The 19448-nt window shown below is 60.4% G+C and carries 18 protein-coding genes; 7 read left to right on the top strand and 11 right to left on the bottom strand.

The genetic code is table 11. From position 1 onward, the window contains the following. Window positions 1-102 precede the first annotated feature (102 nt). Together B3605_RS06475 and B3605_RS06470 are read right to left on the bottom strand one after the other, a co-directional pair. The gene (locus tag B3605_RS06475; protein WP_113009063.1) at window positions 103-987 is read right to left on the bottom strand and encodes a helix-turn-helix domain-containing protein; all 885 of its coding nucleotides are present in this window, start codon (window positions 985-987) and stop codon (window positions 103-105) included. A 120-nt stretch (window positions 988-1107) separates the two neighbouring features. Beyond that, the gene (locus B3605_RS06470; protein WP_289727756.1) at window positions 1108-2121 is read right to left on the bottom strand and encodes a substrate-binding domain-containing protein; all 1014 of its coding nucleotides are present in this window, start codon (window positions 2119-2121) and stop codon (window positions 1108-1110) included. Between the two features lie 193 nt (window positions 2122-2314). Here B3605_RS06470 and B3605_RS06465 point away from each other — a divergent pair, with 193 nt between their 5' ends. The 5 genes from B3605_RS06465 (at window position 2315) to B3605_RS06445 (ending at window position 6040) form a co-directional block, all read left to right on the top strand. After that, entirely contained in the window at window positions 2315-3115 is an 801-nt protein-coding gene (locus tag B3605_RS06465; protein WP_113168211.1) for an inositol monophosphatase family protein, read from the top strand. A 127-nt stretch (window positions 3116-3242) separates the two neighbouring features. Beyond that, a complete protein-coding gene (locus tag B3605_RS06460; RefSeq protein ID WP_112820016.1) occupies window positions 3243-4160 on the top strand; it encodes a DnaJ C-terminal domain-containing protein in 918 nt (305 codons plus the stop codon). Window positions 4161-4162: 2 nt separating this feature from the next. Beyond that, window positions 4163-4492 (top strand): chaperone modulator CbpM, encoded by a 330-nt coding sequence (locus B3605_RS06455; protein ID WP_112436559.1) that lies wholly within the window; start codon window positions 4163-4165, stop codon window positions 4490-4492. Window positions 4493-4545: 53 nt separating this feature from the next. Beyond that, window positions 4546-5040 carry a cupin domain-containing protein gene (locus B3605_RS06450; protein ID WP_113168212.1) on the top strand — a complete coding sequence of 165 codons (495 nt, stop codon included), beginning with the start codon at window positions 4546-4548 and terminating at the stop codon, window positions 5038-5040. A gap of 601 nt (window positions 5041-5641) precedes the next feature. Then, window positions 5642-6040 carry a helix-turn-helix domain-containing protein gene (locus B3605_RS06445; protein WP_018896782.1) on the top strand — a complete coding sequence of 133 codons (399 nt, stop codon included), beginning with the start codon at window positions 5642-5644 and terminating at the stop codon, window positions 6038-6040. A gap of 27 nt (window positions 6041-6067) precedes the next feature. Here B3605_RS06445 and B3605_RS06440 read toward each other — a convergent pair whose 3' ends face one another. The 6 genes from B3605_RS06440 to B3605_RS06415 form a co-directional block, all read right to left on the bottom strand. Further along, entirely contained in the window at window positions 6068-6337 is a 270-nt protein-coding gene (locus B3605_RS06440; protein WP_018896781.1) for a hypothetical protein, read from the bottom strand. A 79-nt stretch (window positions 6338-6416) separates the two neighbouring features. After that, window positions 6417-7160 carry a TfuA-like protein gene (locus tag B3605_RS06435; RefSeq protein WP_112943332.1) on the bottom strand — a complete coding sequence of 248 codons (744 nt, stop codon included), beginning with the start codon at window positions 7158-7160 and terminating at the stop codon, window positions 6417-6419. Further along, window positions 7157-8413 (bottom strand): YcaO-like family protein, encoded by a 1257-nt coding sequence (locus B3605_RS06430; protein ID WP_113168213.1) that lies wholly within the window; start codon window positions 8411-8413, stop codon window positions 7157-7159. Before B3605_RS06430 ends, B3605_RS06435 begins: the two co-directional genes overlap by 4 nt. 11 nt (window positions 8414-8424) lie before the next feature. Beyond that, on the bottom strand, window positions 8425-8550 hold the full coding sequence (locus B3605_RS06425; RefSeq protein ID WP_280637067.1) for a hypothetical protein: 126 nt from the start codon (window positions 8548-8550) through the stop codon (window positions 8425-8427). A gap of 120 nt (window positions 8551-8670) precedes the next feature. Continuing rightward, window positions 8671-10620, bottom strand: coding sequence for a BTAD domain-containing putative transcriptional regulator (locus B3605_RS06420; protein ID WP_296433397.1), 1950 nt, complete (start codon window positions 10618-10620; stop codon window positions 8671-8673). A 260-nt stretch (window positions 10621-10880) separates the two neighbouring features. Further along, a complete protein-coding gene (locus tag B3605_RS06415; RefSeq protein WP_112820026.1) occupies window positions 10881-11921 on the bottom strand; it encodes a glutamine synthetase beta-grasp domain-containing protein in 1041 nt (346 codons plus the stop codon). 481 nt (window positions 11922-12402) lie between these two features. On the opposite strand from B3605_RS06415, the gene B3605_RS06410 reads away from it, so the two are divergent. Both B3605_RS06410 and B3605_RS06405 read left to right on the top strand, forming a co-directional pair. Continuing rightward, the gene (locus B3605_RS06410) at window positions 12403-12606 is read left to right on the top strand and encodes a DUF2735 domain-containing protein (protein WP_112943335.1); all 204 of its coding nucleotides are present in this window, start codon (window positions 12403-12405) and stop codon (window positions 12604-12606) included. Window positions 12607-12746: 140 nt separating this feature from the next. Next, the gene (locus B3605_RS06405; RefSeq protein ID WP_296433352.1) at window positions 12747-13955 is read left to right on the top strand and encodes a TIGR03862 family flavoprotein; all 1209 of its coding nucleotides are present in this window, start codon (window positions 12747-12749) and stop codon (window positions 13953-13955) included. Here the strand turns inward: B3605_RS06405 and B3605_RS06400 are convergent, their stop codons facing one another. Genes B3605_RS06400 through B3605_RS06390 form a run of 3 tightly spaced genes read right to left on the bottom strand, consistent with a single transcriptional unit; the run spans window position 13956 to window position 19185 of the window. Further along, the gene (locus tag B3605_RS06400) at window positions 13956-17039 is read right to left on the bottom strand and encodes an efflux RND transporter permease subunit (protein ID WP_113168216.1); all 3084 of its coding nucleotides are present in this window, start codon (window positions 17037-17039) and stop codon (window positions 13956-13958) included. Next, complete coding sequence (locus tag B3605_RS06395; protein ID WP_112943338.1) at window positions 17036-18112, bottom strand: efflux RND transporter periplasmic adaptor subunit; 1077 nt, start codon at window positions 18110-18112, stop codon at window positions 17036-17038. The genes B3605_RS06400 and B3605_RS06395 overlap by 4 nt, the downstream gene beginning before the upstream one ends. Further along, a complete protein-coding gene (locus B3605_RS06390; RefSeq protein WP_296433350.1) occupies window positions 18112-19185 on the bottom strand; it encodes an efflux RND transporter periplasmic adaptor subunit in 1074 nt (357 codons plus the stop codon). Before B3605_RS06390 ends, B3605_RS06395 begins: the two co-directional genes overlap by 1 nt. Window positions 19186-19448 lie beyond the last annotated feature (263 nt).

The following is a 19448-nucleotide window of genomic DNA, read 5'->3' as shown; positions in this document are numbered from 1 at the left end:
ATTAACTCAATTTTAACGGCCCAGCTTGTCGCGATCCCGGAAGAATTGAATGTTTTTGGGCAATTTTTCGCGGAGCGGCCAAACGCTCACTCAGTGTGTCGTTCAAGCAACGTGGGCCTTTTTCCAGGTGGCGGGCGGCGTTCCGATATTCTTGCGGAAAACGCGCGTGAAATGCGCCTGGTCCGAAAAACCGGTCTCGGCTGCGATGACCATGAGCGGCTGGTCGCCGTTCAGCAGGAGCTCTTTCGCCCGCTCCAGCCGCGCATTCATCTGCCACTGATGCGGCGCCATGCCGGTGGATGCCTTGAAGGCATGGCTGAAGTGGGATTGCGAGAGCCCGGCGAGCGTCGCAAGCTCTTCCAGCCGAATATTGCGCATGCAGTTCTCGGTGATGAAATCCGTTGCCTTGCGCAATTGCCATGAAGCGAGCTTGCTGCGCTTGCGCACCTCGCTTTTCCCAAGCTTCATCACGTCGATGATCAGCGCTAGCGCCAGACCGTCGCCATAGAGATCGTGCAACGGCGCCGGATTCATGCATTCGGCCGCGATCATGCGCGACAGCGTCAGCACGCGCTCGTCGGAAAACAGTAAGCGCGGGCTCGTCAGCCGATCGGGATCGAGCTCCTCCATCAAACGGCGCGCGACCATCTCGGCGTCGAAATGCAGATCCAGGTGACGAAGAAATTGCACGTTCTTCAGATTGGCCCAGAGCTCCATTCCCGCAGGCACATAGGAAATCGGCTGGTTCTCGTCCTCTTCCGCGGCACCCGCACCCTTTGAACTCAGCTTCATCGTCGAACGGCCGGCGCCATTCATGTCGAGAAGGATAAAAAGCCTGGGATCATTGGACACATAGTAACCGCCGGCATAGGGCGCGCACTCCACATCCCAAACATCCGCAACGATGCCGTTCCAGGATCGCCTGTGAAGGCCGCCGACGACGGAGAAACCTTCGATCTTGTTCTGCATGCGGGGCTGAAATGTCATGGATGGGGCGCGCACTATACCTTCTTAATAAAGTCAAGTTTAAAGCAAGCGGTGATCTAACGCAATCCCGCGCTATAAAAGCCCCCCATATTTTAGGGCGCAGTGGCCGTGCGACTTCGATCAGCCCTTGCGGATGGACCCGCGCCAGATGAGTTCGGCTTTCAAGCGAACCGAATGAGCCTCTTCCGGCTCGTCCTCATTGCCACCGGTAGCAAGCCACTTTACCGCCTGCGTGGCGATCGCCATAACCGGCTGCGCGAAGGTCGTGAGATTGAAGGAAGACCACGACGCCTGCTCAATATCGTCAAAGCCGGCAACGCACAGCTGATCCGGGATCGACAGACCGAACTGGTGACGCGCGGCATCCATGAAACCGAAGGCGAGCAAATCGGTGGCGCAGAACACGCCATCAGGCCGCTCGGCGCGCGTCAACATACGCTGCGCAAGCACCCGACCCGCCTCGTATCCCGTCGATCCATAGCGCTCGACGACGACCTCGAGGCCGAGCTTTGTGGCGGCAGCGATAAAGCCGCGCTCGCGACCCATCAAGCTTGGCGTCCCAGCTTCGGAGTTCGCGAAAGCGAGCGTCTTGCACCCCGCGCGCACGAATGCGGTTGCGATCCTGCCGCCGGACTCGTAGTCGTCGAGGTTGATCTTCAACGGACCGGGCTGGTCGTCATCGCGGTTGATCAGCACCAGGCGCTGGCCGCTGCGGAGGCAAAGCTGGGTGATCGACTTATCCGGCAGTCCGGAGAGGATGATCGAGGCATCGGCCCGGTAGCGGATAGCCTGCTGCAGCGCGCGGTCGACGCTGCCGTCCGAGCGATCAGTGTTGACAAACATCGCGACCTTGCCGGCGTTCTGCAACTGGATTGTCAGTTCCCGCAACAGCGCCGAGCGATACGGCGTCGCGACATCGGAAACGATCAGGCACACGATGCCGCTCTCATTGCGCATCAGGCCGCGGGCGAGATGATTGACGTGATAGCCGAGTGCCTCAGCTGCTTCCAGCACCCGCCTGCGGGTGTCAGCGGATACGCTGGCTCCGGGCGTGAAGGTTCGTGATACGGCGGAACGTGATACCCCTGCCCTCTCGGCAACTTCTTGCGCGCTGACGAATAATTTAGACGGCATAGCGATCCTTTTGTTGCACGCACCTTTGCATCGAGTTGCACTTGCGTGCAATCCGTAACGACCCTAGCCAATATGAAGTTTTCATGACGAATATTGACATCACACACGGCGATGTGTTCGCTTTGCACGCGCTTGCAAGCGCGACTTTCAGCGGCTGTATCCAGCCATCGTTTCCAATAAAGGACATGTTGCGATGACATTGCGCGTTATTCCAGGGCTCGAAGCACGTCTGGCCCTAGCCGCGGCTGTTGCCCGCGAGGCAGGCGCCGTGGCGCTCGATTATTTCAAGCGCCGCGACACTCTCGTGATTGAGACAAAACGCGACCCGCAGGACGTGGTGTCGATCGCTGACCGTGAGGTCGAGAACCTGATCCGCGCACGGTTCGCGGACGCCTATCCCGGAGATGGCGTTCTCGGCGAGGAGTATGGCCTGACATCAGGCACGTCGGGCTTCACCTGGGTGATTGATCCGATCGACGGCACAAGTCCCTTCGTCAGCGGCATGCCGAACTGGTGCGTCTCGATCGGCCTGCTGCACGACGATATGCCTGTCGTGGGCGTCATCGCCTCGCCTTGCCATGATGAGATATACGCCGCAGCCCTCGGCATGGGCGCCACCTTGAACGGCAAGAAGCTTGAACTCAGCCCCGACCGCAACATCCGCAACGCGGTGACCGGTATCGGCGCGAACAGCCATGTTTCGCCCGCCACAGTCGCCAAGATGGTCGAGGAACTGCTGGAAGCGGGCGGCAATTTTATTCGCAACGGTTCCGGCGCGCTCATGCTCGCCTATGTCGCCGCGGGCCGCCTCGTCGGATATTACGAGCCCTACATGCATGCCTGGGACTGCCTGGCCGGATATTGCCTCGTCCAAGAAGCCGGCGGCTGGTTCCATCCTTTCCCGACCAATGGAGAGGGATTGACCAAGGGTGCCAAGGTGCTCGCGGCGGGACCCGGCGCCATCGACGATCTCCGCAAGATCGCCGGCGTCTAAACACGCTCGCCTCGACGGCGGGCGCGAGAACAGAAGCGACATCGCGCCTCTCGTCCCACGCGATTTTGCAACCTATATATACATGCGAAGAATGCCGGCGATCCGCGCCGGCTGAACGGAGACATGTATGAGCCGAGATCCGTACGAGCTTCTGGGCGTCAAAAAGGACGCTACGCAAAAAGAGATCCAGAGCGCGTTCCGCAAACTCGCCAAGAAACTGCACCCGGACCTTAACCCTGGCGACAAAAAGGCGGAGGACCGTTTCAAGGAAATCTCTGCCGCCTACGAGATCGTCGGCGATGAGGACAAGCGCAAGCGCTTCGACAAAGGCGAGATCGACATGACCGGCGCCGAGCAAGCGCAGCGCAACTATTATCGCGACTACGCCTCGCAGGCCGGTGCCGGCAGCCGCTATCAGAACAATGCCGGCTTTGCCGATTTCGGCGACAGCGACGACATATTCTCGAGCTTCTTCTCCGGACGCGGACGCAGCGGCGGGCAGTTCCGTTCGCAGGGGCAAAACCGGCAATACTCGATGGAAGTCGATTTTCTCGACGCCATCAACGGCACCAAGACACAGATACGCCTTCCCGATGGCCCGGCCCTCGACTTGCAGATCCCGGCGGGAACCCGCGACGGCCAGACGCTGCGCCTGAAGGGAAAGGGTGAGCCGGGGATCGGCGGCGGTCCGCCAGGTGACGCTTTGGTGGAGATCCGCGTTCGTCCGCACAAGGTTTATGTTCGCGATGGCGATGACATCCGCATCGATCTGCCGATATCGCTTCCTGAGGCGGTGCTCGGCGGCAAGGTGCGTGTGCCAACGCCATCGGGCGCGGTCAATCTGACGCTGCCCGCGAATTCCAGCAGCGGCAAGGTCTTGCGCCTGAAGGGCAAGGGCGCGCCGAAGCGCGGCGGCGGGGCCGGCGATATCTATGTGTCGCTGAAAGTCGTCTTGCCGGATGAGCCGGACCCGAAGCTTGCCGAATTCATGAGCGAGTGGACGCCGGCCAATCCGCAGAATCCGAGAAAAGGCATGGAGGAGTAGCCATGAATGATCTTGAATTCCGCCGAACCCTGAAGATCGACGTGACCGTGGTGGACGTATGGATTGAGCAGGGGTGGCTGATCCCCGAAGCGCATGATGGCGATCGTGAGTTCCGCGACGACGATGTCGCGCGCGCGCGGCTGATCCTCGACCTCACCCGCGATATGGGCGTCAACGAGGCCGGCGTCGACTTGATCATGGATCTCGTTGACCAGATACACGGGCTGCGCGGCACCGTCCGTGACATGCTTGGCGCCATGGAGCAGCAGGACGACGACGTACGCCGCCGGCTGCGTCGCAAACTCGACGCGCTGTCCACGCGAGCAGGCTGAACGGCGCAGCCTTGCGGGTAACAAAGGGACCGGACAAGAAAAGGAGACCATACTTGAACAACGATGACGGCTCCCACGACGCAGATTATCCGCATCAACCCATCGACTGGCGCGAACACGGCGTGAAGGTCATCCCGGGTAATGCGCTCGATCCGAACACCGCGCAGACCCCAGGCATGAACCGAGCAACGGCGATCAACAATGCCCGCGCCGGCGCTGAGAAGATTTGGGCCGGTACGGTCACGATCCACGCCAACGCGAAGACCGGCGCGCACCATCATGGTGACCTCGAAAGCATCATCTATGTGGTGAAGGGCAAGGCCCGCATGCGCTGGGGCGACAATCTTGAATTTACTGCCGAGGCCGGACCCGGAGACTTCATTTTCGTGCCGCCCTACGTGCCGCACCAGGAGATCAATGCGAGCCAAAACGAGACGCTCGAATGCGTCCTCGTGCGGTCCGGACAGGAGCCCGTGGTGGTCAATCTCGATATTGAACCGGTTGAACTGCCGGAAGACGTTCGGTGGATCGATCCGATACACAAATAATCCACTCTCGGTAGTGCGCTAACGAAGAATTGATCGACGGCGACATCCGAAATTCGCTTCAGATAATTCTTTCGTCTCGGCAGATGACGGTCATCGAGCCCCAAGGCCGAAATCGACGAGAAAACGACAGCCGGATTCATGTTTCCGTCCAGCACCTTACGTCAGAAGCACTGCCCAGCAGGGACTTTCGGTGGCCGGCGCGAACAAGCGCAGACCACAACAATAAGTTCAGAAGGTACTAATCCAATCTTCAATCCGCCGCGTACACCGTTTTGTTACTACCCGGAAACGCCCTAAAAAGACCGTTCCAGGCGGATATCAAGGCCTTCGATGCAAGTCTCAAATTCCGGCGATTTATCTACCGGAAGATGTATATAAGCCTCGTTTGGTCAAAACAAACCGGAATACTTACTTATGATTGCATTCGACGTCGCACAAATTTGCTGAACTACAGGCTTTTTTCAGTTGAAAGTCAGGGTCTTCAGGCACATGAGTTGGCGGGAATAAAAGTGAGCGGCACAATTGATCCGTTCAAATATCTTGGTAAGGTTGCCGCAGGGAATAATAAGCACGCCGCAACTGGCGTTAGAAGGATAAGGCCATGAAAGAAGCTCCGCATACCGTCGACGTTCACGTAGGCAAGACGATCCGCATCAAGCGCCTGATGCGCAAGGTTTCGCAGACCGAACTGGGTGACCGCGTCGGCGTCACGTTCCAGCAGATTCAGAAATACGAGAAGGGCTCGAACCGCGTTTCGGCAAGCATGCTGGTCGAAATCGCCGGTGCGCTCGATGTCGACGTCCGCTCCTTCTTCGAAGATATTTCGGCCAACGCCAATGACAATCCGACCCCGAGCGACGAATTCGTCGTATCGCGCGACGGTGTACTCCTGAACGCTGCCTTCCTGTCGATCAAGAACGAGCAGGTTCGCAAGAAGATCGTCAAGCTGGTGCAGGCAATTGCCGGCATGGAGCAGATCGAAAGCGAAGCCGCCGAATAAAGCGGCTTCGGCGGGTCCCATCAACGATTAGTGGCGCTCCAGTACGACGAGGTTTTCTCGCGCGTCTTTCATTGCCACTTTCGTCTTGGTACCGATCAGCTTCTCCAGATTCACGTCCAGCTCACGCTCCGGGTCGATTCCATCCCAATCGATGACGACCTGAAGCAGAGCCATGTTCGTCAGATGCGTCAGGTTGTTCAACTTGAGCTTCTGCGCTTCGTCCTTCGCGGCCGACAGCAAGCGGAAAATCCTCGCGTATTCGCTTCCGCTTCCCTCGTCCATCGTCTGAATGTTCATCTCGTCCGCTCCGCCTCTCTGAGACGCCCCAAACACCACTTTGGGGCTCCAGTGCTTCCATCATTCAGGCGTGGCGTTATTAGAGCGTTACAGGCGTTACCGGGGTGCTGATTTCCGCATGCAGCATCTCCCAGTGTGACGTTGCTGCGAAGCCCCAGTTGCGCTTTCCAGCGGTGAATTTCACGCTCTCGAGGTAATCCAGAACCATATCGGCATCGGCGCGCTTGCGCTCGATCTTGTTCGCACGAATCAATTTCACGATCTCCTTGGCGCGCATGGTGTTGTCGAAAGCGCAACCTTCCACCGCCTTCGGATAGGTGCGCTCGGAAAAATGCAGCGCGCGGCCCGCCAGAAGAAGCTTCTTGTATTCGCCCGACAACAGCAGGCCCTGCCTGTTCAGCGCGTCGATGGTCGGCTGATAATCGACCCACGGAACGGAGAGCGGCAGCCAGCCCAGCTCCGCCGGCGCGTGAACCAGCGCCACCGCCTCATCGTCGATGAGCCGGCCATCGGCGTAGTCGTCATAGATCGAGCCGATGCCGACCATGCCGAACGCCGAGCATTCAGCGGCTCTGAGCGCGCCCATGCTGGCGCCGCCTGCGACGACGACGTTCTGCTCGAGCGCGAAGAGGATTTCCTTGTGCCAGACGGACGGCATCTCGCCGAAATAGCCATCGACGATGCCGATGGCACGCGCGCCGTCACGCACCGCCTGCAGGATATCGCCTCGGGCGGCTGGCCCGCGAAACTCGATCGACAGATGCTCGGCCTGAAGCTTGTCGAGATCCCGGCCGAAGCTTGGTCCTGCGAAAATTACTCTCATGCCTGGGCTCCCTGCATGGCGCCGATCGCGCGCAAGCCAAGTTGAATGAATTCTCCGCTGACATCGACCTCGAGGCCGGGCACGATGACGCGGACAACGGAGACCGGAAGGCGCGGATGCGGGATCGGCACGGTCACGACCTGCTCAATACCCCGCGCACGCAGCCGATCCAGAATGTGGCGAATGGTCTGCTGGATGCTACGCTTGGCAGGCTCGGCAAAGCGCGGTGCGACCGGCGTCTCGTCGCAGAGTTCGATAAGTTGCTGCATCGGTCCGTCGCCATCGAGGCGCTGGTAGACGCGCGGCGAGAAGTCGTCACGGCTGCCGGCAATCGCCGTCAGCCGGCTCTGCGCTGCCTCGGTGATGGCGCGCAGCGCCGCGCGAACAGGATCGGGATGACAACCGCAGCCGCCGCAGACATTCGTCCAGCGCGCATCGACGCGGTCGCCGAGGTCGCCGGGAACGATGACAGCGAGAAAGCTCGGCACGCCGATATCGGTCGTCATATCAAGCAGCAGGAGCCGCATGCCGGCGCGGGCGATGCGGTCGGTGATGATGTCGATGACGGGATCGCCGAAGCCAGCCGGATCGATGCGCGAGCCGCGCAGTTCATCGAAGGGCCGCAGCTGCGTCAGCGCCCATGCGTCACGCTCGACCAGTTCGCACAGGCCGTGAAGTACGGCTTCGGCAGGGCGATTGCCCGATGCCAAGCCGTCGCTGGACTGCTCGAAGCCGGAAGGGCGCGTGCCACGATGGTCGAGGCCAACGAGCGACCACGGCACGAAAACCGGCGTGTTGTTCATGATATCAAGACCTTCGCTCCAGGCGAGCGGTCCTGTATCGATTTCGTCCGGCACGCAGCGCGCGACGGAACCCAGATCGATGAGCGGCGCCCGCTCGGCCTTCATGCCGGCGAGCGTGGCGATCACCAGATCATCCGGCTGCATCTCGGCAACGCGGGTTTCGACCGCTTCCATGGCAGCCGAGGTCATCGCGGCGTCCTCGTCGATGCCTTTGCCCTGGAAGACGGACAGTGTGTAGCTGTTCGGACGGGTCGCGAAGGCGACCGGAATTTCGAGAAGATCGAGCGCCGTCAACAAGCCGACGCGCGTTATTCCAAGCTCGGCAAAGTGCGGCTTGATCGCCGCGAATGTCTGTCCAGGCGTCAGGGAGCGGTCGTGGTAGGCGCTGACGCCCGCCGCGGAAAGACTTAGATCCCCAGCCAGATCCGTGAGTGCTGCCTGAACAGACATTCGCAAAAACCTCAACGGAACTTCAGAGCGTGAACGATGTTCGCGGTCGCGTTGGTGTCGAGCTGAACGGCGTTCTGCTTCAGGACGGCCTGGGCAGCAGCGGAGAGGCGAACGGTGGACTTGATTGCGTTGGTCATGGTTTTCTCCTTTTGGTGGCAGCATTTGCTGCGGACAGGAGAGACTGTGACCGGCCGGCGTTATTCCGGTGTGACTGGAAATTTCGCTAATTAACGGCAAAAATCGTCATGTGTCGCACTTCAGGACAGGCCGGCCATCCTGAGTCCGTCTATCAACTGGCGAGTATCGTCAGGGTTGCGATCCGGCACGAAACGCCAGACATCTTCCGTGCGAAAATCCGGAAAATTCTCGAGGACAACCGAAGCATAATGCGCTGCGGTGGCCTTGTCGCCGTTCTTGGCGTGCGCTGCGGCGAGCAGACGCGAGGTCGCCGGCCGGTCCTTGACGCGGTCGAGCACCTCGATCGCCTTGGCGTAATTCTCCTGGACGAAATGAATGCCGCCCAGGTTCCAGTAGTAGTAATCCGGCGGCAGCGGATTGAGCTTCAGCGCGGCGTGGCTGAGCTCTAGCGCGCGGTCGCTCTGCCCGTCATGCAAAAGCGCATCCGCGTGATCGGCCAGAATATCCGCGTCATTCGGATTGAGCATCTGCGCTTCGGCGAAGAAATCGAGGCTATCGGCAAAGCGGCGGCGATAGAGCGCCACGAAGCCTAGCTCGCGCATGGCTCTTCCGCTGTTCGGATCGCTGTCGCGAGCCTGCCATGCCGAGCGATCGGCCTCTTCCAGAAGTGCGGTGTCCTTCATGCCGCGAACGAGCCATTCCATGCCCAACACGCGAGCCATGCCGGCATGGGCGGAGGAGAAGCGGTCATGTCTCGACAGCGCCGACTTGAACCATTTGCGTGCCTGCCGGAGGTGCTGCAGATCGGTCTTCGAAACCAGCCGCTTGCCCTCGAGATAGAGCCGATAGGCCGAGGGCGAGACATCGTGCATCATATCCGTCAATTCGCGCCGCTCGATCGTATCGGCGAGCGTCATGACAATGCGCCGCGCCAATTGGCCGAAGGACTGGTTGACCTTCTGCATGGCAAGCGGCAAGTCGATCGCCCAAAGCACTTCGGCGGTCGAGGTCTTGGTCAGTCGGCAGGTCGCGTAGATCTCGTCCTCACGGCCGTGGATCGTCACGTAGACGGTGTAATCGAAACGCAATTCCGGCGGCATCGGCTGCAGTTCGCCGCTGGCGAGGCTGCGGTTCAGGATCTCGACGCTGGTATGCGCAGCAATCACCTTGAAGCCGCGCTGCTGGCTGAGACCGATCGTGACGTCCTCGAGCAGCGCGCGGCCGACACGCTGCAAAAGCGGTTCCGACAGCATTGTTTCCGGCGGAAGGATGAGCACGCGCGGCTGGCCGAGCGGATCGGCGGTCGCGGGCCGGACGGGGGCGGCTTCGGCTACGGCAGGGGCGGCCGGCGCGATGATGCCGAACTCCAGCGCGAGCGCCTGCGTTGCCGCATCCGGCTCGGCGCCGTACTCGGCTTTCAATTCGTTGCGGCAGCGGAAATAGGCCTGCCGTGCGGAAGCAAGATCGCCCGCCGTCGCATGCGCCTTCATCAGTGCGCGGCAGGCCGCCTCGTTCGCCGGATCGGTGGCGACCAGCAAGCCGGCCAGCAATACGGTATCGGCGAGCGTCAGCTTGTCGGGCGAATCAAGCAGCGTCATCAGATGCGCATCGCGGCATTCGGCGATGCGACGGCGCTCGATCGTGACCCACTCGTCCGCTTCCATCGTCGGCGCGCGAAAACCTTCGAGCAATTCGCCCGCAAGCAAGGCCCAATCGCTCCGCGCCAGCGGATGCGTTGCATCCCTGAGCAGCAGGACATCGGTGGCCCAGTACTCGGCATTGAGCGTGATATGGGTGTTGGTGGCGGTGATCAGGCGGGGAAGCCCTTCCGGCACGCTGCGATCGATGCGGGCGAGCAGCTGTCGAAGGCTGCCGGCGCGCTGTTTCGACACGTCGGACTGCCAGAGCATGCCCCGCAATGTCTCACGCTCCATCGAGAACTGCGACGACGCAGCCACGAAAGCCAGGAGCGGATAGGCTTTTTCCGGAAGCACGATTTCGCCGTTATTGGCGAAAAGCGCGGGCTTTCCGAGCAAGCGAAGCAGGAGGCTGTGCTTAGCCACTGACACCAAGGGTAACTCGCGTTTGGATGATCCAAGGCAAGTATAGTGAAAAGAAACTGTAACGCAAAAGGAATGCGGCTGCTCGGTTGAGTTTTTCAACCGTTAGACGATGCCGATCACAAACAGGGTTTAGAAAAATCGGGATCCGCGGGAAGAAATCGCAACGATGGTCGATCACCGTGCCAATGCGAGGCACATCAACCGTGATCCAAAAGAAATGGCGCCGGCCTTTCGACCAGCGCCATCACAATCAATCAGGATTTGGCTTAGGCGGCAGCCGAAGCGAAACCAGCCGTCGGAACTTCCGAGATCGTCTTCAGAACCTGGGAAGCGATCTGGTAAGGGCAACCCTGCGAGTTCGGGCGGCGATCTTCCAGATAACCCTTGTAGTCGTTCTTGACGAAGGAGTGCGGAACGCGGATCGAAGCGCCACGATCGGCAACGCCGTAGGAGAACTTGTTCCACGGAGCAGTTTCGTGCTTGCCGGTCAGACGCTTGTCGTTGTCCGGGCCGTAAACGGCGATGTGGGCATCGAGGTTCTTTTCGAACTGCGCCATCAGAGCTTCGAAGTAGGCCTTGCCGCCAACTTCGCGCATGAACTTGGTCGAGAAGTTGCAGTGCATGCCCGAACCGTTCCAGTCGGTGTCGCCGAGCGGCTTGCAGTGATACTCGATGTCGATGCCGTACTTTTCAGTCAGGCGCTGCAGCAGGTAGCGAGCCATCCAGATCTGGTCAGCGGCCTTCTTGGAGCCCTTGCCGAAAATCTGGAATTCCCACTGGCCCTTGGCCACCTCGGCGTTGATGCCTTCGTGGTTGATGCCGGCAGCGAGGCAGAGGTCGAGGTGCTCTTCAACGATTTCGCGCGCAACTGGACCAACATTGCTGGAGCCGACGCCGCAATAATAAGGACCCTGCGGAGCCGGGTAGCCCTGCTCCGGGAAGCCGAGCGGACGGCCGTTTTCGTAGAAGAAGTATTCCTGCTCGAAGCCGAACCATGCATCTTCGTCGTCGAGGATGGTTGCGCGGCTGTTGGAAGCATGCGGGGTAACGCCATCAGGCATCATGACTTCGCACATGACGAGGACGCCGTTGGTACGGGCCGGGTCCGGATAAACGGCGACGGGCTTCAGCACGCAATCGGAGCTGCGGCCTTCAGCCTGCATCGTGGAGGAGCCATCGAAGCCCCAGAGCGGCAGCTGCTCGAGCGTCGGGAATTCTGCAAATTCCTTGACCTGCGTCTTGCCACGAAGGTTCGGTACCGGGGTGTATCCATCGAGCCAGATGTACTCGAGCTTATACTTGGTCATTTGCGAGTCTCTCAAAACAAAGGTGTCAGCAGGTCCCAGGGACGCAGCGGCCGAAGCCGCCTTGCCCGTGGAGGGATGCCAAAGAGTATGCATGTAGCGTGCCAGTTCGCGACGAGAGGCGAAAAGACCACGCGGAAAGGGGCCGATGCAGTGCCGTTCAGGCAGGCGCCCGGCAATCGGTACGGGCCCTGAAGTGCCAGTGGACTCAAGCGTTTACGCCGCCTATCGATCGAACGTCTCGCTGGAAAAAGATGAACGGCAGCGTCGTCAGTTTTTTCCGCACAATACCCAGTTTGCGCATTTATTATGCAGATGCATATTTTATGTATTCAGCAAATTTCTGATATAAAGCTGCTCAAATTGCACTTGCACACGATTCAAACATTTGTTGCACTTTTTTCAATCAAATAGCGCATTCTCTGTGCAGCTGTGTTATTGTTTCCCTTAACGCTTTAGGGCGGACTCAATTTGGAGGCATGACATGGTTACTGGTGTGCATCACGAGTCGGCAACGATCTACGCTTTCCCCACGAAGCGCTTCGCTTCATCGCCGCTTCACCAGAAGGTGGATCTGGAAAAAGATCTGGAACCCTGCGTTTACGACAGCTGCTGGTACCACGAAGACGCCATGAAAGAGGAAGAAGCCTCGGCCCAGCCGCGCTTTACCCCGCGTTTCGTCGACTGACAGCTTTTTGTCGGCGAGGTTTGGTGCGCCCTGTTCGCATCGGCGTGTAACGTGATTGCACGCCGCTCCGCCTTCGCGGGGTTGCGTATATTAAGCGCACGCGTCATGACGGGCCTGCGAGTTCAATTGCGGGCGAATATATGTCGGACAAAGAGGTAGCCATCATCGGCGGCGGACCGGCGGGGCTTATGGCGGCGGAAATCCTGTCTTCAGCCGGGCATAGGGTCACGGTCTACGACGCCATGCCGACCGTCGCCCGAAAATTCCTGCTCGCCGGAAAATCCGGCCTCAACATCACTCATTCCGAAGACTATCTGCGCTTTGCGACGCGCTTCGGCAGCGCGAACGGTCGGTTGCGCGATGCGCTCGACGCCTTTCGCCCTGACGACATCAGGCAATGGGCCGCCAATCTGGAGACCGAGACCTTTGTGGGAACCTCCGGACGTGTCTTTCCCATGGCGATGAAGGCATCACCTCTCTTGCGCGCGTGGATCAGGCGGCTGGACGCGCAGGGGGTGACAATCCGGACGCGGCATCGATGGCAGGGCTTTTCTAACGGCGGCTATCTGTTCGAGACGACCGAAGGCGACCGCGTTGTGCGGCCCGATGCCGCCCTGCTCGCCCTTGGCGGCCAGAGCTGGCCGCGGCTTGGCTCGGACGGTCGCTGGGTCGATTGGTTGCGAAATGAGGCCGTTACGGTTCACGATTTCCAACCAGCCAATTGCGGCTTCGATGTCGACTGGAGCGCCGTGTTTCGCGAGCGCTTCGCCGGCGCTGCGGTCAAATCCGTGGTGGCAACCTCTCCAGCGGGATCGACGCAGGGAGAGTTCGTCGTTACCCAGCACGGCATAGAGGGAAGCCTAGTTTACGCCCATGCCGCGGCATTGCGAGACGCACTGACATCTGGACATCCTGCCGAACTCATCGTCGACCTGATGCCCGGGCGGACGCTGGAGCGAATCGAGCGCGATCTCGCCAGGCAGGACGCCAAGACGAGCCTCGCCAACCGACTGCGCAAAGGCGCCGGCCTTGATGGCGTCAAGGCTAACCTCGTTCGCGAATGCGGCGATGATGCCGACCTGCGCGACCCTGCGCGGCTAGCGCGGCTGATCAAGGCGCTGCCTATATCCGTCGTCGCCCCGCGCCCGATCGCCGAAGCCATTTCGTCGGCGGGCGGCATCGCATGGGATGGGATCGACGAGCATTACATGCTGAAGCAGTGCCCCGGCCTTTTCGTCGCCGGTGAGATGATCGATTGGGAAGCCCCAACGGGCGGCTACCTGCTCACCGCGTGCTTCGCGACCGGTCGTGCGGCCGCGCGCGGCATCGCAGACTGGCTGCGGACCTGATCAACCTGCGCCTCCAGTCACTTCCCCTTCCATTGCATGCTCGCCTTCCGGCCGCTTGATCCGGAACCACGCAAGATATAGCGCAGGCAGGAAGAGCAGCGTCAGCACCGTGCCGACGATGATGCCGCCCATCATGGCATAGGCCATCGGCCCCCAGAACACCTCGCGTGAAATCGGGATCAGCGCAAGGCTCGCCGCCGCCGCCGTCAGCAGGATCGGCCGCATTCGATGCTGCGTCGCCTCTCGCACCGCATCCCATGGATGATGCCCCTCGCGCCTGAGTTCCTCCACCTGCACAACAAGAATTACCGAGTTTCGGATCAGGATGCCGATCAAGGCTAGGATGCCAAGGATCGCCACGAAGCCCATCGGAGCGCCGCTCGACAATAGCGCGATCACAACGCCGATCAGGGCCAAAGGCGCGACCGCGAAGACCAGAAACAGCCGCGAGAAGCTTTGCAACTGGATCATCAGGATGGTCGCCATCGTAAACAGCATCATCGGCACCACGGCGGCGATCGGCGCCTGGCTCTTGGCGCTCTGTTCCACGCTGCCGCCCACCTCGACAGTAAAACCTGTTGGCAGTTGGGCGGTGTAGGCATCGATAGGCTTGGCCAACTGGTCGACAACCGTCGCCGGCTGCTTGTTGTCGATAACGGCGGCCTTGATCGTGACGGTCGGCAGGCGGTCGCGGCGCCAGATCCTCGGCGGCTCGGTCTCGTAGCGGAAATTCGCGATCGCCGCCAAGGGAACAGAGTTGCCGTTGCTGGTGCGTAGCTGCAGGTCGCGCAACGTCTCGATCGACCGCCGCTCGGATGCCTGGGCGCGCGCGAGAACAGTGATCAGATAGATATCGTCGCGCACCTGCGTTACTGACGCGCCGCCGACAATACCATTCAGTGCCGACGCTATATCCTCCGAGGTGACGCCGAGTTGACGCGCCTTGTCCTGGAGAACATCGACCTTGACGACACGCTGCGGCTCGTTCCAGTCGTAAACTACATCGCCGAGCGACCGATTCTGGCTCATGACCGCGCCGAGTTCCAGCGCGCGCTGGCGAACCCCTTCGATATCAGGACCGCTGAGACGATAGGCGACTGGGCGGCCGACCGGCGGACCGATGTCGAGCAGCTTCACATAGGCGTCGGTGCCGACGAAGGTCTTGGTAAGATACTCCTGAAGATCCACGCGCAGCTTGTCGCGTACTTCAAGGCTCTTGGTAATGATCACCACCTGACCAAAAGACGGGCTCGGCGGCTGCACGTCGAAAGAGAGCACAAAGCGTTGCGCGCCCTGCCCCACATAGGTGGACCAGCGCTCGATATCGGGATTGCCTTGCAGCTTCTCCTTCTCGAACTTCGCCATCTGCTGATCGGTTTCGTTGATCGAGGCGTTATTGGGTAGTGAAAAGTCGACAATCAGTTCCAGTCGGTCGGACGACGGAAAGAACTGCTCCTGGACGAAGCGCATGCCGTAGACCGCGCAGGCAAACGCGATGACCGTCGCCGCGATGGTAACCCAGCGGAAGCGCATGCAGACATCGAGGATCTTCGCGAAGCCGTTGGCAAACCATCCGCTCTTCTCCTCGTGCCGCTTCATCGTCTTGGGCAGGATGGTCACCCCAAGCAAGGGCGCGAACACCACCGCCACGATCCACGACACAACCAGCGACACCGCGATGACAACAAAAAGCGAGAAGGTGAACTCGCCGGCCGCGCTGTTGTTGAGCCCGACAGGCATGAAGCTCGAGACGGTGACCAAGGTTCCCGTCAACATCGGAAAGGCCGTATGCGAGTATACGTAGGTCGCAGCCTTGGTGATCGGATCGCCGGCTTCAAGCCGCGCGACCATCATTTCCACGGCAATCATCGCGTCATCGACAAGCAAGCCAAGCGCGATGATCAGTGCGCCAAGCGAGATGCGCTGCAGCGAGATGCCGTCATATTCCATGAAGACGAAGGTGATTGCCAAGGTCAGTGGGATCGCGAAGGCGACCACCAGCCCGGCACGCCAGCCGAGACTGACGAAGCTCACCAAGAGCACGATTATGATCGCTTCCGCCAGCGCTCGCGTGAACCCCGACACCGCCTCTTCGACGATAACAGGCTGGTCGGCGACGAGATGTGGCTCAATGCCGATCGGCAGCGTCGCATGGACCTTGCGCAACTCGGTCTGCAGCGCCTTGCCGAACTCAAGCAGATTGGCGCCCTGCTTCATGCCGATGGCCAGTGCAATCGCCGGCATGCCGTTAACGCGAAAGAGAGCCGTGGGCGGATCCGTATAGCCGCGCGTGATGGTCGCGATGTCGCTCAGCCGGAAGAAGCGGTTGTTGACCTGCAGATTGACGCTGCGCAGACTGTCTTCCGAGGTGAACTGGCCGCTGACACGCAGGCTGACACGCTCGCCTTGTGCCTGCAGCACGCCCGATGGCGTGATCGCGTTCTGCGATTGCAACGTGTTGAGGACATCAGCCTGGCTGATGCCGAGCGCTGCGAGTTGGCGGGTCGAGAATTCGAGGAAGATTACCTCGTCCTGCGCCCCGACGAGATCAACCTTCCCAACATTGGGGACAGTCAGGATACTACGGCGCACGCTCTCAACATAGTCACGCAGCTGGCGCTGCGTGTATCCGTCGGCGGTGAAGGCGTAGATGTTACCGAAAACGTCGCCGAAGCGATCGTTGAAGGTAGGCGCTTGCACGCCCGAGGGAAATTGCCCTTCGATATCGCTGATCATGTTACGAACGTTCACCCAGATCCCAGGCACATCGCGTGCTTTGGTGGAATCTTTCAGATAAACAAACACCGTCGTCTGGCCCGCAATCGTCAGCGAATTGGTATAGTCGAGCGAATCCAATTCCTCGAGCTTGCGCTCGATGCGTTCGGTGACCTGCCTCGTGGTCTCCTCGGCGGAAGCGCCGGGCCACTGCGTGGAGATCGTCATCGTCTTGATGGTGAAGTTCGGATCTTCCTCGCGCCCGAGGTTCATGTAGGAGAAAATCCCGAGCAGTGCGAAGACGATCATGAAGTACCAGATCATCGACCTGTGTTCGAGCGCCCAGTCGGAGAGGTTGAACTTGTTCATGAGCGCGCACCACCCTCGACCTTGATCTTCTGCCCCTCTTTCAAGCTATGAACGCCGGCGATGACGACGCGTGTCCCCGGCTCCAGACCCGAGACGACCTCCGGATGCGCCGACGTCTTGTCACGCAGCTTCACCTCCTGGGATCGAACGGTTTCGGCTTTCTCATCAACAATCCAGACCAGGGTCTTGCCGTCCTGATTGAGGACTGCCGAAGCCGGCACGAAGAGCTTTTTGATATCGCGGGCCTGCCGGATAGCCGTGATTGTTGTTCCTATCCTGAAGGCATCCGGCGGGTTCTGCAGCGCTATCTTAACGCGGCGGGTGCGTGTGGCGGCATCTGCTGTCGGCGCCACCTCGCGCACCACACCTGCCGACGTGATCGATGGATTGATCTGAAGCAGGATGGAATAGGCATCCCCTATCGCGGGGATCAGTTCGCCCTCGGGAATGTCAATGACCGCATCGCGTTCGCCGGGCATGGCGACCGTCAGCACGGATTCGCCAGCCGATACCACCTGCCCGACTTCGACGGAGGTGGCGGTCACGACCCCGTCGAAGGTCGCGAGAAGCTGCGCGTAGGAGAGATCCTCGTTCGACTTGTCGAGCGTGGTCTGTGCCTGCACAACGGCCGACTGCGCGGTCTGGGTCGCCTGAACGCTGCTCTCGAGGCTGGACTTAGTAGCCGTTCCGCCCTGGAAGGTGGCGCGGGCACGTTCTTCGGTGGATCTCGCATTGGCTAGCTGCGCCTGCGCATTGGCTAGCTGCGCCTGTGCCGATCTGACCGCAAGCTCCAGCGAAGTCGGCTCAAGGGAGGCCAGTAGCTCGCCCTTCGTCACGACATCGCCCGTGTTGACGTCGCGTGCCACCATCAGCCCACCGACGCGAAAGCCGAGCGGTGTCTCCGTCTTCGGCGCGACCGTTCCGGCAAAGCTCGGGGTCGGCAAGTCCGATAGCTCGACGATGCTAGACAGGACCGGCCTTATCGGGGGCGCGCTCTCCTTTTCTTCGCTGCATGCGCTGAGCGCTATGATCATGGGGATGACAAGAAGCTTCGGGATAGAAGACCGCCGCATCAGCTCTGCCCTCCTTCGACCGTCACCTTCTGACCCGGTCGCAGCATCTTGCCCCCATCGGTTACGACCATTTCGCCGGCATCGAGCCCGCCCGATATGATCACGCGGCCGGTCTCGTAGGTCGCGACCTTGACCGGCTTCAGGCTGACGGTTTCATCCTTCGGATCGATGATCCAGACCGCCGGTTTGCCGTCAATGGCAAACAATGCGGTCCAGGGCAGGATGATCATCTTCGTCGGCGCCGATTGCGCGAAGCCCGTTACCGGTGCCCCCAGCGTCATCCTCGGTGGCGTCTCTTCGAGCGTGATCTTGACGCGCACGGTGCCGGTGGAGGTGTCGATCGTCGGCGAGATCTCGCTGACCTTCCCGAAGGCAGTGACATTAGGATCGCTGACGAGCGCGATTTCGACCCTCGGCGCATCGGGTTTTGACTGCAGCAGCGTCTCGTAGATGTAAAACACCGCGTCGCGCGGCCCGTCCTGCGCCAGGGTGAACGCCGTCTGCGCAGCCTGCATCACTTGGCCGACTTCGACATTGCGGGCGGTGATAATGCCATCGGCATCCGTCTTCAGCTCTGTATAGCCAAGCGCATCCTTGGTCGTGCCGAGCTGCGCCTTGGCGTTGTCGAGCGAACCTTTCGACGTATCGAGGGCGGTTGCTGCCTGATCGTAGGATTCCTTAGAGATCGAACCGCTGGCAAGCAGCGTCTTGCGCCGCTCGAACTCCGAGGTCGCCTGCTCGACATCGGCCTGCGCTGCAACGAGCGCGGCCTGCGCGGCCTCAACATCGGCCTTTTGCTGCTGCGGATCGACCCGCGCGATCACCTGCCCGGCGGTCACGTGCGCGCCGACATCGGCGGTCCACTCGGTGACCTTGCCGCTGACGCGAAACGAGAGATTGGATTCAATATGGGCGGCGATCGCGCCGGTGAGCTTGATGCTGTAGCGGAAATCCTGAAACGCGACCGGCTCCGCATGCACTGGAATGGTCAGTTCGGCGGGCTCGCCGCCTCCTCTTTGGCAGGAGGTGAACGAGAGGCATAGAAGAAGCAGGCTGAACGTCTTGATGTGCATCTTAGGAGTTCCCCCGAATTCCAAAACTGACGCAAGCTGAGTAGGCCTTATTGGCGCTGAGGACCTGTCGGCGGATGGCCTAAGGCTACAGCAATGAATTCACTCCTAAAAAGTCTTATAATCGCTGCGAACGCACCGGGATCGACATCACACCGTCATTGCTTCACCAGAACACGACCTGTGACATCATCAGGAAGCGACTTGCACATGAAGCATGCTGACTGTAGCGCACTTCCGCAAAGATGCAATTTCCGCGGAAGGCC

The sequence above is a fragment of the Rhizobium sp. UBA1881 genome (assembly GCF_002338015.1).
GTDB lineage: Bacteria > Pseudomonadota > Alphaproteobacteria > Rhizobiales > Rhizobiaceae > Rhizobium.
Note: the sequence above shows the minus strand (reverse complement) of the source record. Positions and strands in the feature narration are given on the sequence as shown.